At 56.4% G+C, this 14,709-nt stretch carries 14 protein-coding genes; 13 read left to right on the top strand and 1 reads right to left on the bottom strand.

Going from position 1 to position 14,709, the window contains the following annotated elements:
* The first annotated feature begins 5 nt into the window (after positions 1–5).
* From GOV88_RS19375 to GOV88_RS19340, 8 genes are all read left to right on the top strand, one after another.
* Entirely contained in the window at positions 6–1,016 is a 1,011-nt protein-coding gene (locus tag GOV88_RS19375) for a zinc-binding alcohol dehydrogenase family protein (protein WP_171241425.1), read from the top strand.
* A 19-nt stretch (positions 1,017–1,035) separates the two neighbouring features.
* Positions 1,036–2,649, top strand: a complete 1,614-nt coding sequence (locus GOV88_RS19370) for a GMC family oxidoreductase (RefSeq protein WP_171241424.1) — start codon at positions 1,036–1,038, stop codon at positions 2,647–2,649.
* A 3-nt stretch (positions 2,650–2,652) separates the two neighbouring features.
* Entirely contained in the window at positions 2,653–2,937 is a 285-nt protein-coding gene (locus GOV88_RS19365) for a putative quinol monooxygenase (RefSeq protein WP_171126955.1), read from the top strand.
* Positions 2,938–3,293: 356 nt separating this feature from the next.
* The gene (locus GOV88_RS19360; protein WP_217351022.1) at positions 3,294–4,310 is read left to right on the top strand and encodes a substrate-binding domain-containing protein; all 1,017 of its coding nucleotides are present in this window, start codon (positions 3,294–3,296) and stop codon (positions 4,308–4,310) included.
* 208 nt (positions 4,311–4,518) lie between these two features.
* Complete coding sequence (locus GOV88_RS19355) at positions 4,519–6,045, top strand: sugar ABC transporter ATP-binding protein (RefSeq protein WP_171241423.1); 1,527 nt, start codon at positions 4,519–4,521, stop codon at positions 6,043–6,045.
* On the top strand, positions 6,042–7,070 hold the full coding sequence (locus GOV88_RS19350) for an ABC transporter permease (protein WP_171212761.1): 1,029 nt from the start codon (positions 6,042–6,044) through the stop codon (positions 7,068–7,070). The genes GOV88_RS19355 and GOV88_RS19350 overlap by 4 nt, the downstream gene beginning before the upstream one ends.
* The gene (locus GOV88_RS19345) at positions 7,070–8,092 is read left to right on the top strand and encodes an ABC transporter permease (protein ID WP_171241422.1); all 1,023 of its coding nucleotides are present in this window, start codon (positions 7,070–7,072) and stop codon (positions 8,090–8,092) included. Before GOV88_RS19350 ends, GOV88_RS19345 begins: the two co-directional genes overlap by 1 nt.
* A complete protein-coding gene (locus GOV88_RS19340; protein WP_171124733.1) occupies positions 8,089–9,063 on the top strand; it encodes a sugar-binding transcriptional regulator in 975 nt (324 codons plus the stop codon). Before GOV88_RS19345 ends, GOV88_RS19340 begins: the two co-directional genes overlap by 4 nt.
* Before the next feature lie 251 nt (positions 9,064–9,314).
* Here the strand turns inward: GOV88_RS19340 and GOV88_RS19335 are convergent, their stop codons facing one another.
* Complete coding sequence (locus tag GOV88_RS19335) at positions 9,315–9,950, bottom strand: TetR/AcrR family transcriptional regulator (RefSeq protein WP_171124731.1); 636 nt, start codon at positions 9,948–9,950, stop codon at positions 9,315–9,317.
* Between the two features lie 127 nt (positions 9,951–10,077).
* On the opposite strand from GOV88_RS19335, the gene GOV88_RS19330 reads away from it, so the two are divergent.
* The 5 genes from GOV88_RS19330 to GOV88_RS19310 are packed head-to-tail and all read left to right on the top strand — an operon-like array spanning position 10,078 to position 14,528.
* Entirely contained in the window at positions 10,078–11,130 is a 1,053-nt protein-coding gene (locus GOV88_RS19330; protein WP_171126952.1) for an extracellular solute-binding protein, read from the top strand.
* A gap of 2 nt (positions 11,131–11,132) precedes the next feature.
* On the top strand, positions 11,133–11,978 hold the full coding sequence (locus GOV88_RS19325; protein WP_171124726.1) for an ABC transporter permease: 846 nt from the start codon (positions 11,133–11,135) through the stop codon (positions 11,976–11,978).
* Positions 11,975–12,748 carry an ABC transporter permease gene (locus GOV88_RS19320; RefSeq protein WP_171126950.1) on the top strand — a complete coding sequence of 258 codons (774 nt, stop codon included), beginning with the start codon at positions 11,975–11,977 and terminating at the stop codon, positions 12,746–12,748. Before GOV88_RS19325 ends, GOV88_RS19320 begins: the two co-directional genes overlap by 4 nt.
* On the top strand, positions 12,745–13,794 hold the full coding sequence (locus GOV88_RS20800; RefSeq protein WP_171124722.1) for an ABC transporter ATP-binding protein: 1,050 nt from the start codon (positions 12,745–12,747) through the stop codon (positions 13,792–13,794). Before GOV88_RS19320 ends, GOV88_RS20800 begins: the two co-directional genes overlap by 4 nt.
* Complete coding sequence (locus tag GOV88_RS19310) at positions 13,794–14,528, top strand: MBL fold metallo-hydrolase (protein WP_171124720.1); 735 nt, start codon at positions 13,794–13,796, stop codon at positions 14,526–14,528. The genes GOV88_RS20800 and GOV88_RS19310 overlap by 1 nt, the downstream gene beginning before the upstream one ends.
* Positions 14,529–14,709 lie beyond the last annotated feature (181 nt).

The raw sequence follows: 14,709 nt of genomic DNA, 5'->3' as shown, positions 1-14,709 counted from the left end.
TCAGCATGAAAGCCGTGGGATTTCTGAAATCACTTCCAATTGACGCGCCTGACAGCTTGATGGATGTCGACCTGCCAGAGCCGGTTCTTCGACCCAACGATCTGCTGGTCGAGGTCGAGGCAATCTCGGTCAATCCCGCAGATGCCAAGCGCCGCATCCGAACAGCAGCCGAGCAGGACCATGCCGAGCCGTTCATTCTGGGATATGACGCCGTAGGTATTGTGCTTGATATGGGCCCCGACGTTACAGGATTCACCAAAGGTGACCGGGTGTGGTATGCTGGCGATGCCGATCGCCCAGGGTCTTATGCTGAGTTGCAGGCGGTCGATCATCGCATCACATCACTTGCTCCGAAGTCGATGGGCCCCGCCGCGGCGGCCTCTTTGCCCTTGGTGTCGCTGACCGCGTGGGAAATACTGTTTGACCGATTGCAAGTTCCCACAAATGAAACGCCGGCCAGCCTGCTGGTTATCGGCGGGGCCGGAGGGGTGGGTTCGATTACCCTGCAACTTGCACGTAGGCTGACTGGATTGAATCTGATCGCCACTGCATCTCGCCCTGAAACGGTCGATTGGTGCAAGGACATGGGTGCGCATCAGGTGGTTAACCATCGCGATCTGATCGCCAAGGTGCAGGCCGCAGGGCATGAAACCGTGGACTACATCACGCAATACGCCGACACCGCACAGCATTGGGATGCCATGTGTGAACTGATCGCGCCGCAGGGCCGCATTGGAACCATTGTCGAAACGTCGGAAAAGCTGGATATCTCGGCATTGCAGGGCAAGTCCGCTGCTCTGATGTGGGAACTGATGTTCACCCGTTCGCTGTTTGGAACGGTAGATATGGCTCGGCAGGGGCAGATTTTGGCTCGTGTTGCCAGTATGGTCGATGACGGGATCATCCGAACGACCGAACAAAAAACACTGAACGGCTTGTCAGCGGAAACGCTGAAAGAGGCTCACGCGCTCATCGAAACCGGTCGCATGATCGGCAAACTTGTCGTCGCATTCTAACCAGAAAGACCAGAATTTCATGACACACGCCCGGAAACTTGATGGCGAATACGACTATATTATCGTCGGTGCAGGCACGGCGGGCTGTGTTCTGGCAAACCGCCTGACTGAAGACCCCAAGACGCGGGTTTTACTGCTAGAGGCGGGCGGATCGGACAATTACCACTGGGTCCATGTCCCCGTTGGCTACCTATATTGTATTGGCAATCCGCGCACTGACTGGATGATGAAAACCGCTGCTGAGCCGGGGCTAAACGGGCGTTCCCTGGTCTATCCGCGCGGCAAGGTTCTGGGCGGCTGCACCTCGGTCAATGGCATGATTTATATGCGGGGGCAGGCGGCGGACTACGATCATTGGCGTCAACTGGGCAATGCCGGTTGGGGATGGGACGACGTGCTGCCCTATTTTCTGAAGTCCGAGGATCACCATGCGGGCGACAGTGAGATGCACCGCTCAGGAGGTGAGTGGAAGGTTTCAAAGCAGCGTTTGGAATGGGATATCCTGAAGGCTGTGCAGGAAGGGGCCAAGGAATTTGGCATTCAACCACGCGCGGATTTCAACGATGGCAGTAACGAAGGCACCGGGTTCTTCGAGGTCAACCAACGCAAAGGCGTGCGCTGGAATACAGCGAAAGGTTTTCTGCGCCCGGCGATGAAACGCCCGAACCTGCGCGTAATGACTCATGCAGAAACACAGACGTTGTTGTTCGACGGTAAGCGAGTGACAGGCGTTTGCTTTCAGCAAAAAGGCGTTCGCTATGATGCCTTCGCAGGGGCCGAGGTTTTGCTGGCCGCCGGGGCGATCAACTCTCCCAAAATTCTGGAACTCTCGGGTGTTGGCCGAGGTGATGTGTTGGCCGAACATGGCATTGCTGTGCATCACGAAAGCACAGGCGTGGGTGAGAACCTTCAGGATCATCTGCAAATCCGCACCGTGTTCAAAGTACAGAACGCGAAAACGCTGAATACGATGGCTAACTCGTTGGTCGGCAAGGCGAAGATCGCTCTGCAATACGGGTTAACGCAATCGGGGCCGATGTCCATGGCACCCAGTCAATTCGGGATGTTCACCAAATCCAACCCAGATCTGGCGACGCCGGATCTGGAGTATCACGTTCAACCCTTGTCCACTGACAAACTGGGCGATCCGTTGCATCCGTTTCCGGCCATTACCGTTTCGGTCTGCAATCTGCGCCCTGAGAGTGTTGGAACCTGCCATATTCAGGGAGCGGATACCTCGGACCAGCCCGATATCCGTTTGAATTATCTGTCCACGGACAATGACAAGCGTGTTGCCGCGAAATCAGTGCGCCAGGCGCGGATGATCATGACGGCGAATGCCCTCAAGCCTTATCAGCCCGAGGAAGTTCTGCCGGGTCCAGCCATGGAAACCGAAGAGGATCTTGTGAAAGGTGTTGGTGACATTGCCACCACGATCTTCCACCCAGTCGGGACATGTAAGATGGGGTCTGATGCATCGGCGGTAGTGGGTACGGATCTCAGAGTGCATGGCCTTGGGGGGATTCGGGTTGTTGATGCGTCAATCATGCCGAAAATCGTTTCGGGCAACACTGCATCTCCTGTTGTTATGATCGCTGAGAAAGCGGCCGACATGATCCGCAACAGGGCCTGAGACATGTCGGAGATTGTGATCATCGCGCGCATCGAGCCGGAAGAAGGCCAGTCAGAAGTGGTGCGCACCGCAATCGAAGATCTCGCAAATGCCAGTCGTCAAGAGGCAGGTAACCGGGGCTATGATGTGTTCTTATCACCCGACAAAAAGACCGAATTTCTGATCCACGAGATTTGGTCCGGGGGTGAGGCGATTACCAGTCACGGGCGCATGCCGCACATGGTCCGGTTCAAAGAAATCGTGAAGGGAAAAGCGCGAATTTCCGTTCAGAAGCTGGCGAAGCTGTAAGCTCGGCGGGATTCTTTTCACCAAAATCTAACAGTGATTCAGAGCATTTTTCTTTTCGGTCACCATTGTGCTGAGCAGGATACGTCTGTGCTGTAACGCCCTTCTAAAGAGAATGAACTTTATGTGTTTATTTTCAAATATTTATGAGATTATTGCAATAGCGGATCCACAAACTTCTTAAGCTTATCGGGCGCCAAAAACAGTTGACTAGGCAAGCAAAATGATAATAATAACATATACTGTAATATATTTCAGCATCGATTCCTGAGGAGAGGTTCGGGCTGGAATTGCGGCTCTGATGCCTATTGTTTCAGATCAGCCGCGCTCTGGAGGAAACAAAAAGGGAAGAGATGAAAATGCAGCGGAGGAATGTACTCAAGGCGGGTCTGCTGGCCACGACACTGACTTTTGTTGGTGGGGCCGGGGCTTTTGCTGATGATGGGAAGCGGATCGCATTCTTTGTGTCCGACTTGTCGAACGTATTTCACCAATCTCAGGCGGCCGAGGCCGAGCGCTATGCAAAAGAAAAATATGGTGCAGAGGTTGTGGTCTTTGACGGCCAGGCAGATTCTGCTGTCATGACTCAAAATGTCGACCAGATCGCCGCCGGCGGTTTTGATGCAGCCACTCTGCACATCTGGGATGCTGAGGCCGCGACGCCCGGCGTCGAAGACGCGTTGGCCGACGATATTGTCATGACCTCGTTCTTCAGCCCGATCACCGACACGGGCATCCCGACCGCACGCAGCGATGAAGCCGCAGTGTCGTTCGAAATGGGCGCACAGATGGCCAAAGCGTGGAAAGAGGCACATCCTGACAAGTCGATCGTCATGGTGCAACTGGGTTGGCCGAACCACACCGAGGTAAACTCGGGTCGGACAGCGCCTTTTGCTGAAGGTGTGCTTTCGGTTGATCCTGACGCTGAAAACCTGGGCGCGCTGGATTCCAGCAAGGGTCAGGAAGCGGCCAAGCAGATCATTGTCGACCTGCTGACCCAACGGCCCGAGGTAAACTTGATCTATTCCGAAGCCTCTAACCTGACCGTCGGTACTATGGCCGGCCTGGCGCAACTAGGTCGTGGCAAGTTCGACAACGGCAAACCGCTGACTGAAATCGTGGCAAGCGTCGATTTTGACTCGGTCGAATTCGAGCAGGTCTATGATCCGAATTCCAGTCTGAAAGTCTCGATGGGCCTGCCGCCGGTTGAAACCGCACAAGGCCGCATCGACCTGATCATGGATGTTCTGGATGGCAAGGTCGCACCAACCTCAGACACAGCGGAAGAGTTCTTCTATAAGGCCTACACTGTATCTTACTGGTCGATGCCGAAAGATGAGGCAGAACAGTGGCTTAAGGACCAGTTCGGCGGCTAACCGACCCTGACGAACCTATCGTTGCGATCAGGCCTAATACCCGACTTTTGACCTGATCAGCCCGGTTGGTTCTTTAATTGCTGCCAACGTCGTAACCGCGTCCTCCCTACTGAGGCCGGCGTTGGTAGCAACCTATTCAAAATCAGATAAGCTTGGCCCATGGAAGCGACCAGTTCGCTGCCACTGTTGTCTTGCGAAAATAAAGGGAATGATCGTGCAGACTGCCTTTGCCGACAATGCACAGGAAAAAGCTCTGTCCGTCAGGGATCTGACCAAGGACTACCCCGGTGTACGCGCCGTGGACACCGTGTCGTTCGATATTGACCGGAATACGGTGCATTGCCTGGTCGGCGAGAATGGGGCGGGGAAGTCAACTATCGTCAAGATGCTGACAGGCGCGCTTGCCCCGACAAGCGGATCAATGGCCATTCTGGGTCGTGATCATGCGCCCAGCAGCACGCAGGATGCACGCGAAAGCGGTATTGGCACGCTGTTTCAGGAACTGCACGTTGTTGATCAACTGACTGTCTTGGAAAACCTGACCCTCGGGATGGAGGCCAGTCGGCTTGGTTTCCTGGTCAAGTCCGATCTAGAGGAGCGGGTGACTAAAACACTCGCGGCAATTGAACCGATGATCGACCCCAGTGCGCGCGTTTCATCGCTGAGTGTGGCGCAGAAACAGATTGTCGAGATTGCCCGCGCGGCCTCATCAGGGGCCAGTATTATCATCATGGATGAACCCACCGCCGCCTTGTCAGAACGCGAGGTCGAGCGCCTGTTCGGAGTAATCCGCAGGCTTCGGGACTCGGACGTGACGGTCATCTATATCTCGCACAAGCTGGATGAGATTTTTGAGCTGGGCGACAACGTCACCGTCATGCGTGACGGCAAGCACATCGCCACCAAACCTCTGGCGGACGTGAACGGCCGGCCCGAGTTGATAGAGATGATGGTGGGGCGCGCGATCACCCATGACTACGAACCGCGTGGTGAAATTGCGGACAAACAGGTGCTGACGGTCAAAGGGCTTAGCAATCACCTTCTGAAGGACGTTTCATTTCATGTGAATGAAGGCGAAATCGTTGGTTTTTATGGCCTCGTTGGCGCGGGCAAGACCGAAGTGGCGCGCGCCATATACGGGGCCGACAAAGCGGACGGGCAGATTGATTTTCTAGGCCGAAAACGTCCCTCCTCGCCGAAAGAGGCCATCGCGGCAGGGATTGCTCTGGTCCCCGAAGAGCGGCGCACGCAAGGTCTGTTCACGGAACTGACGATCCGGCGCAACATTCCGATCATGAACATCCGCAAGCTTGCCAGTTTCGGTGTGTTTAAGGATGAACGCGAAAAGGAAGTTGCCCGGGAATATGTCGGTAAACTGGGGATCGCGACCAATTCGATTGAGAAGTACGCCGAAAAGCTTTCGGGTGGGAACCAACAGAAGGTCGTTTTGTCCAAGTGCCTGTTCGCGGATGCAGATATGCTGCTGCTGGACGAACCAACACGCGGCGTCGACGTCGGGGCAAAGTCCGAGATTTATGATCTGATCCGCGATCTGGCCAATAATGGTCGCGCGATCTGTATCTTTTCATCCGAACTGGAAGAGGTGTTGGGCATCTGCGACCGGGTGTTCCTGATGTATGACGGGCGGGTTGAAGCTGAAATCCAAAACGAAGCAGAGGTCGATATTCCTCAGATTCTGAATGTCGTAACCGGCGGAGGCGGAAAGAAGCCATGACCGACCAAGCAATTGCGGGCCGCAGGCTGGCCGCACGGGACAACAGGTTAAGTGATGAGATGTTCATCACGTCGCTTGTCGCCGGAGCTGCGGTGGCGTTGTTCCTATTAGCCTCCATTCTGGTGCCGAATTTCTTTCAGTTTCAGAACGTTGTGAACCTGGTGACAAACAACTGGGCGGTGATCTCACTCGGGGTCGGTGTGACGTTCTTGTTGGTTTCGGGGAACTTTGACCTGTCAGTCGGAGGCATCGTCGCACTGTCGGGTGTTTTGGCCGTGTGGTTTGCGCAGTCGACCGAAGGTGCGAACGCTTTGTCCTCGGGCTGGGGAATGCCGACTTGGCTGGCGATGGTCTGCGCCCTGATCGGCGCAATGCTGATCGGGGCAATCAATGCGGTATTTGTTGTCGCGCTGCGGGTGCCGTCAATCATCGTCACGCTGGGCACGATGATGCTGGCGCGGGGGATCGCGCAGGTGGTCACGCAAGGCTCGCAACGTAACACAAACCTGCCGTCAGATTTCGGTGTGCTGGGGAACATGACCATGTTCGGCACTTCGATCAAACTGCCGGTTGTGCTTATGACGGTCCTGATCCTTGTGGCCGTTTTTGTAGAACGCAAGACGGTGTTTGGCCGGTTGACCTATCTGATCGGAGCCAACCCTGTCGCATCGCGGCTTTCGGGGGTCGATAACGCGCGGCATGTCATCAAGCTGTATCTGTTCAGCGCGGCCATGGCCGGAGCTGTTGGCATTTTGCTGGCCTCGGAATTCAAATCCGGGTTCTCAAACCGTGGCATGCTGATGGAGTTTGACGCGCTGGTCATCTCGCTGTTGGGTGGCGTCGCAATTGCAGGCGGGTTCGGGTCAGTGATCGGGATGTTCTTTGGAGCAATCATATTGGCGACCGTGACGTCTGCGGCTACCGGGTTGGTTCTTTCGCCTGACTGGCAATTCACCCTCAAGGCCATCGCGGTGTTCATCGCAATCATGGCTCAGACTTGGGCTCTGGCCCGGAGACATGCATAATGACCGATCTGACCCAAAACCCCAGTTCTGGCGATCGTGTAAAACGGTTCCTCAAGGACTATTACATCTATCTGGTCCTGATCCTTGTTGTGGTTGTTCTAAGCACCGCCAATCTGGACAAGTTTCCCCTGTTCGAGCGTGGCAACTTCCTGAGTGAGCGCAATATCATCAACATCCTGCGTATTTCGGCACCGATCCTGACGCTGGCCGGGGCGTTCACGTTGTTGATGATCTCGGGCTATATCGACTTGTCCGTGGGCAGCGCCATGAGCCTGAGCGCGGTTGTCTATGCTATGCTCGTAATCAACGGGGTACCTTTCCTGCCGGCTTTTGTTGCGACCGTTGTATTGGGCGTTCTGCTGGGGGCTATTAACGGGTTTCTTGTGATCCAATTAAAGATCACGCCAGTCATCGCCACGCTGATCACCCTAAGCCTTTATAAAGGCATCGCATTGTTGCTGGTTGAGGATGGTGTTTCGGCGATCAAATCCGGCGGCGACCTGAAAATGCCCAGTTGGTTCAACGATTATGGACGAGATGGTGTGCTGTTTGGTCTGCCGTGGGCCTTTTGGGTGGCCATACTGGTTACGATTGCAATGATCATCGCGCAGGATCGGATGAAACTGGGCAAAAACGCCGCTGCAACCGGGGGCAATCCGACGGCTGCGAAATTGTCAGGTATCAATACGGCGCGGACGGTGATCCTGCTTTATGTGCTGGTCGGGGTTTGTGCGGCGCTGGCGGGCATTGCGCGGTCCAGCTTTATGTCGCTGGGCGACCCACTGTCGGGCGACGGGATGGAACTAACCGCTATACTTGTGGTTCTGTTGGGTGGTACAGCCTTCAGCGGCGGCGAAGGGCGGGTTCTGAAATCCTTTATCGGGGCGCTGATCATCATGTCTTTGACTGTGGGCATGTTGACACTGGTGCCCGCCTATTTCCAAACTCTGGTCGTTGGCACCGCGTTGTTGCTGGCGGCGGCATCGAACCATTTGGTGAGCAGAAGGGACAGTGAAAATTGAACGCATCCGGACCCGATCCCGACACGCTGCGCCTGATCGCCCGTGTCCTGACCCTGCATTTTCAAGAGGGGCTGCTTCAGGCTGACATTGCCAACAGCTTGAAATTGTCGACGGCCAAGGTGAACCGGCTGATCAAGCAGGGCCGCGAGATGGGCATGGTCGAATTTCGCATCCACAGCCCGTTCCAACGTCTTTTCGAGCTGGAACGCCAGATGAAGGAGCGCTGGCCGCTGTCCGCTTGCCTTGTGGTCAACACCGTAACCGAAAACGCTGAAATCACGCTGGATCAGGTCGGAAAATCGGCGGCGCAGCATCTGCAGCATATTCTTGGACCCACCGACGTTTTGGCAATATCTGGCGGCAAAACGCTCAGCGCCGTCGCGGACCATTTGAAGCCGGGCGGAGCAGCGTCGAATGTCGTGGTGCCAATGACCGGAGGGGTGCAAGGCCAGCATTATACCGATGTGAACCACATCGCGACCCGTATCGCCGACGGTTTGGGAGGTTCGGCAACCCTGATCCACGCGCCCTTACATGCTGATACGCAGGACGAACGAGATGTTCTGCTGTCAGTGCGTGCAGTGAGCGATGTGCTCACCCAAGCGCGGAACGCAAATGTCTCTCTCTTGGGACTGGGAGCTGTAACCGAAGAGGATGCGACTTATTACAAAGCGCACCCCCTGTCCGAAGAGGACCGGTCGCAGCTCTACGATAGCGGGGTCAGGGCGGAACTGCTTGGGCACTTGGTCGATTGCGAAGGTGAGCTGTGCAGCACCGCGCTTAACTCCAGACTTGTCAGCCTGCCGCTGAAGGACGCCAAATTAGTTCCGATCCGCATTGGTGTTGCCTCCGGTATCGATAAGGCTGAACCGGTACGTGCTGCACTAAATGGGGGCCATATCAGCACTTTGGTCATTGATGATGTTACAGCGCAGGCGGTATTAAACGAGGCAAGCGAAAACGCCGTTTGAGAAAACACTGGTTTTGTCTGATTTTGCTGCCAAAGACTGAACATCTGGCTGAAGTCACCGACTGAACTTTGTGCCGTCGCTGACCCTGTGGTCGCCGGATCTGACTAATGCTGGGATGCAAATCTTTCGCTAGATCAGCAATGGTCAATTCACGCACAGACTCCGCCCGTTACAGCAGTTCACACAGGATGCAGGAAAATTGATTCTCCTGCTCAACCTGCGTTGCCTTCAAAGAAATTTGCGAAAAAACCCTATTGATTTGTCACTGGGGCATCTCCTGACATGAGAGACGCGACAGGTGCGATCTGTGCCGCGATTTGAGTTCTGAGCTGAACGAGTGTGATGTCATCTTGTTTGACGAATTCAATGAACGCCTGATTTAATGCGCCAAATATTAGTGTGCCCAGGTCTGTGGCGATTAGGTTTTGGCGCACCAGCTTCCGGCCCTGCAGAACCCTGATCAATTCGGTCACCTGTGCTGCAAGCCGACGATCTTGTTCCGCGTAACGCCGACCACTTGGTGTGTTGGGGTGTTCGATGGAATGGGCAATCGCCGCGCGCCACATTTCCTTGGATAGGTACTCGAGCGAGTGATCGTAATATTGATAAATCAACGCCAGAAGCGCGTCGTCTACGCGCTGTGGTGGGTTGGCCAGAATCGGCGCGCCTGCGGCGATGACTTCTTCGACCTCCATGGCGACGGTGGCAATCAGAATGTCGCCCTTGGTCTCATAATAGTTGTAGACCGTGCCGACCGACACTTCGGCCATTTCTGCCAGATCTTCGATTTTCACCGACCGATAGCCGTGTGACCGGAATTTCGCGGATGCGGCTTCCAGAATGCGACGCTCGCGCGCTGCTTTTTGCCGCTCTCGTAATCCTGCCATGTGGAAAAACGACCTCGTGTAACACAAATCCAAATTTAGAGTTGACTTAAAAGATGAGGCTGTTCAAGTTTTTTCGGACAGACCCACACAAAAACCGGGCAATCCGTAATCAACAGGAGATGAACGAATGCAAACCGGACGTAAAATCCTTGGCGCGTCGACGCTGGCCTTGATGGCTGGCACTGCCTGGGCCGAGGGCGAATTGAATGCGTTGGTGTGGTGCGACCATACTGATCCCGAACTGATCGCGCCGTTTGAGGCGGAACATAACGTCAAGGTCAACCTTCGCGAATACGAAGGAACCGGCGCGGCGCTGGCATTGCTGGAGCAATCCAGACCCGGCGACTGGGATGTGCTTGTGGTGGACGGGATCGACGTGTTCCGCGCAGTCGAAGCCGGTGTTCTGGCCCCGCTGCCCGAGGGCGCGATCTCGACTGCGGATTACTTCCCCGAAGTGGTCATGGCCGAAAACAACTCAGTCGACGGCGTGACCTATGCCGTGACCGAGAAATTTGGCTACAACACGATCTCATACAACTCGGCCAAGGTCGATCCCGCGGATATGGAAAGCCTGACCAGTGTCTGGTCCGAGAAGTATGACGGGCGGATTTCGATCTATGACTACTACCTGCCCGTGATGGGGCTGGCTGCTATTGCCGAAGGCATTGCAACGGATGCGATTGGCCCGGGAGATTTGGCAAAGATCGATGGTGTGCTGTCAACCATGCGAAGCCGAGCGGCCTCGGTCGCGGGGGTGGTTGCGGCGCAAACGGCGCTGGCGACAGGCGAGGTGGATATCGTTGTCGGTGGGGGTGAGTGGCTGACGGCCGTGCTGGCCTCGGAACAGCCGGAACTGACATGGACCATCCCCAAGGAAGGCGCGGTTCGCTGGGCACAATCCATCGGCGTGGTTGAAGGGGCCAGTAACCCAGATCTGGCGGTTGAGTTCATCAAATATATCACCAGCCCGGAAGGGCAGGCTCGTTTGGCGACGTCTTCGTGCTTTTGGGGAATGCCCGCAAATGCCAAGGCCGGAGACGTTCTGACCGATGCGCAGAAAGACATCCTGCGCTGGGATCAGCAGCCTGACTATTTGGCGCTGACACAGCTATATCCTGCACCGGATGCGGATCTGGATATCGAGATGCAGGATCTGTGGCTGGAAACTCTGCAGCAGTGAGCATGTCCAAGGACCAGATCCGGGGCTGGGGCTTTGTGACTCCGGCCCTGCTGTGGACCATCGCTTTTTTCATCGTGCCTTTCGTCGTGATGGGCGCGATGAGCCTTGCTTCGCTTGAAGGGCGCACGCTTGTCTGGGACCTGTCGCTGGCCAACTATGCCGAGCTGCTTGAAAAGAAGTATCTGTGGCGCGCGGTTCTGGTTTCGCTTGAAATCACGCTGGCGGTGACTGTGATCTCGGTCGTGCTGGCTTATCCGCTGGCCTGGATCATTGCCTTTCGTGTGTCGCCGCGCTGGCAGCGCCTGGCCCTGCTGCTGGCAATCCTGCCATTCTGGACCTCCTATGTGGTGCGGTCCTATGCGTGGCTGCTGGTTCTGGCGCGCGAAGGCGTAGTGAACGAGACCCTGATGTGGATCGGCGCCATCGCCGAGCCGATCACGCTGGCCAATACGCGCTTTGCGACGGTGACGGGCTTTGTGCATTTCTTTGTGATGCTTCTGACCCTGACGATTTATGCCAACCTGATCCAGCTATCCCCGAACTATCGCCGGGCGGCAATGGACCTTGGCGCCAACGCCTTTCAAACCTTCCGGCACGTGATCTTGCCGCTCACGCTGCCCGGTATTGTCACCGGAGCATTCCTGACCTTTGTCCTGTGTATCGGCGATTACGTCACGCCGCAGATTCTGGGCGGCAATACCGAACTAACCGTGCCACAGGTCATCATGGTGCAATTGGGACGACGTGCGGATTTCCCGCTGGCCTCGGCGCTGGCCATCGTCTTGATGAGCATCGTCGCGCTGGCCTACCTGCTATCTGCCCGCTGGTTAAGGCTTGACCGGCTATGATGCGTTTTCTGCCGTGGGCTTACCTGATTGCCGCTTTTGTCTTTATCTACCTGCCGGTGGGTGTGCTGGTCCTGTTCTCGTTTCAGGAAGGAACGCTGCCGGTGCCGCCGTTTAACGGACCGTCCCTGCAATGGTACCAGACCATTCTTGGGGACGAGGATTTGATGGCAGCGCTGCGCAACTCGATCCTTGTTGCCTTCGGGTCGTCTGCGGTTGCCGTAACGCTTGGATTTCTGGCCGCATACGGTTTGGCGCGGCACGTTCTGCCGGGATCGACCCTGATCCGAGGGCTGCTGATTGCCCCCCTGACTGTCAGCTACCTGATCGTCGGGCTGGGTCTGCTGATCGTTCTGACGCGGTCGGGCTTTGGCGTTTCGCTATGGACCGCCGCCATCGGGCACGTGGTTATCAACCTGCCGCTGGCTTTTGCCATCATCTACGCCTCGATGGGGGCGCAACAGCAAAATGCCGAACGAGCGGCCCGTGATCTGGGCGCGTCCGAGCCCAAGGTGATCATGCTGGTGACGGTTCCGATGTTGCTGCCGTCGATTGCGGCGGCCTTTTTCCTGTCGGTCACGCTCAGTTGGGACGAGTTTATCATCTCCTTCCTGCTGACCCGCTTTGACGTCACCCTGCCGGTTGAGATCTGGTCGCTGCTCAGGTCTGGCCTGTCGCCGCAACTGAATGCAATCGGCAGCTTCGTCTTCCTGATCTCGGTGGCGGTTGTGCTGCTGCTGGAACTCACCATCTTTCGGAAAGGCCGCCAATGACCGCGTCTGTCACGTTTTCAGGTCTCAATCACTGGTTCGGTCAGTTTCAGGCGCTGTCCGGGATCGACCTACAGATCGAGGCCGGTGAATACGTAACCCTGCTGGGGCCATCCGGCTGCGGCAAGACCACCCTTTTGTCTATCCTTGGCGGGTTTCTGGAACCCACCGAAGGCCGCGTGCTGATTGGCGGTCAGGATTTGACCCGTGTCGCGCCAGTTAAACGCCCCACGACCACGGTGTTCCAGGACTATGCCCTGTTTCCGCACATGTCCCTGCGGGACAATGTGGGCTTTGGCCTGCGTATGAGCGGTATGGGCCGGAAAGCCCGCCACGCCCGCGCCGAACAGATGTTGGATCTGGTCGGTCTGAAGGATGCGGCGCTCAAACGTCCCCATGCCCTGTCCGGCGGTCAGCGTCAGCGCGTTGCGCTTGCGCGGGCATTGGCCGTAAACCCGGACGTTCTACTGCTGGACGAACCGCTGGGCGCGCTGGACCTCAAGCTGCGGCGATCCATGCAGGATGAACTGAAATCCATTCAGCAACAGATCGGAACAACCTTTGTGCATGTCACTCATGATCAGGAAGAGGCCATGGCCATTGCCGACCGGATCGTGGTCATGAGTAAGGGCCGGATCGAAGATCATGGCACGCCCGACCGGGTTTATCGTCACCCCGCAACACTGTTCACGGCGGATTTCATGGGTGAAAACAACCATATAGAAGGTGTGAAATCTGGGGCTGGTGTAGAAACACCCTTTGGGCTTCTTCCCGCACAGAATGCTCCAGCGTCTGCGGCGGCCGCAATCTGCCTCCGCCCCGAGGATATCCGCGCGGACGATCAGGGCTCGTTCCCGATGGGGCAGGCCACCGTGACTACAGCGGCGTTTTTCGGAACCTATTGCCGGGCGCATCTGTCACCGGCCTGTGCCCCGGACCTGAACCTTACGGCCTATCTGGCGCCCGACCGCGCGTGGGCGCAGGGGGATGTGCTATCGTTATCCGCAGATGTCGAGAATTTTCGTCTGTTCGAACCGGAGACCCCCTGATGCAACGCGCGCAACCGCAGGATTGGTACCGCACCACCCGCAAAGGCGAAGACGTCACCCTGATCGATGAGCCTTTCATCACGCCGTTCTATCGCTGCAACATGTGGCATGTGCGTGGGCGTGACCGCGATATGCTGGTCGACAGCGGTATGGGTGTTGTGTCGCTGCGAACATGGGTGCCTCTGGTGACCGAACGTGCGTTGACGGCGGTCGCAAGCCACACCCATTTCGACCATATCGGCTGTCATCACGAGTTTGAGGACCGCGCGGTTCACAGGGCCGAGGCCGATATTCTGGCGAACCCAACCCGCGTGGCGACGTTGGCCGACCCCTATGTGACGGACGAGATTTTCGACTGCCTACCGCCCTTGCCCTACCGATCCGATACATATGCGGTCAGCGGCGCGCAGGCGACGCGCCTGCTGGACGATGGCGATATCGTCGATCTTGGGGACAGGCATTTCGAGGTGATCCATACACCAGGTCATTCGCCGGGCGGAATTGCCTTGTGGGAGGCCGCGACAGGCATCTTGTTTTCGGGCGATATTGTCTATGATGGCGAGTTGATCGAAGACACTTATCATAGCAATGCGGACGATTATTACCGCTCGATGGTACGTCTCTATGATCTACCTGTACAAACTGTGCATGGGGGTCACTTCCCAAGCTTCGGGCGCGATCGCCACCGCGCAATCATTCGCGCGTGGTTGGATGGAAAGAACACGGCGCGATGACAGCAATTCCCGCAAAGATGGCCTGTTCGCGGGACACATTTATCCTGCAGCTCCAAAGAAAACCCACAGGCCGGAAACCGTTGTCCTGATGGGCCGAGTACCAGCCATGCGCCAACAGAACAAACAAGCGGGGCTGATCGCTTGGAACATAATTGGCTAATAATCTTGAGTTTTTGTTTAC

The sequence above is a fragment of the Ruegeria sp. HKCCA5491 genome, from assembly GCF_013034565.1.
Lineage (GTDB): Bacteria > Pseudomonadota > Alphaproteobacteria > Rhodobacterales > Rhodobacteraceae > Ruegeria.
Note: the sequence above shows the minus strand (reverse complement) of the source record. Positions and strands in the feature narration are given on the sequence as shown.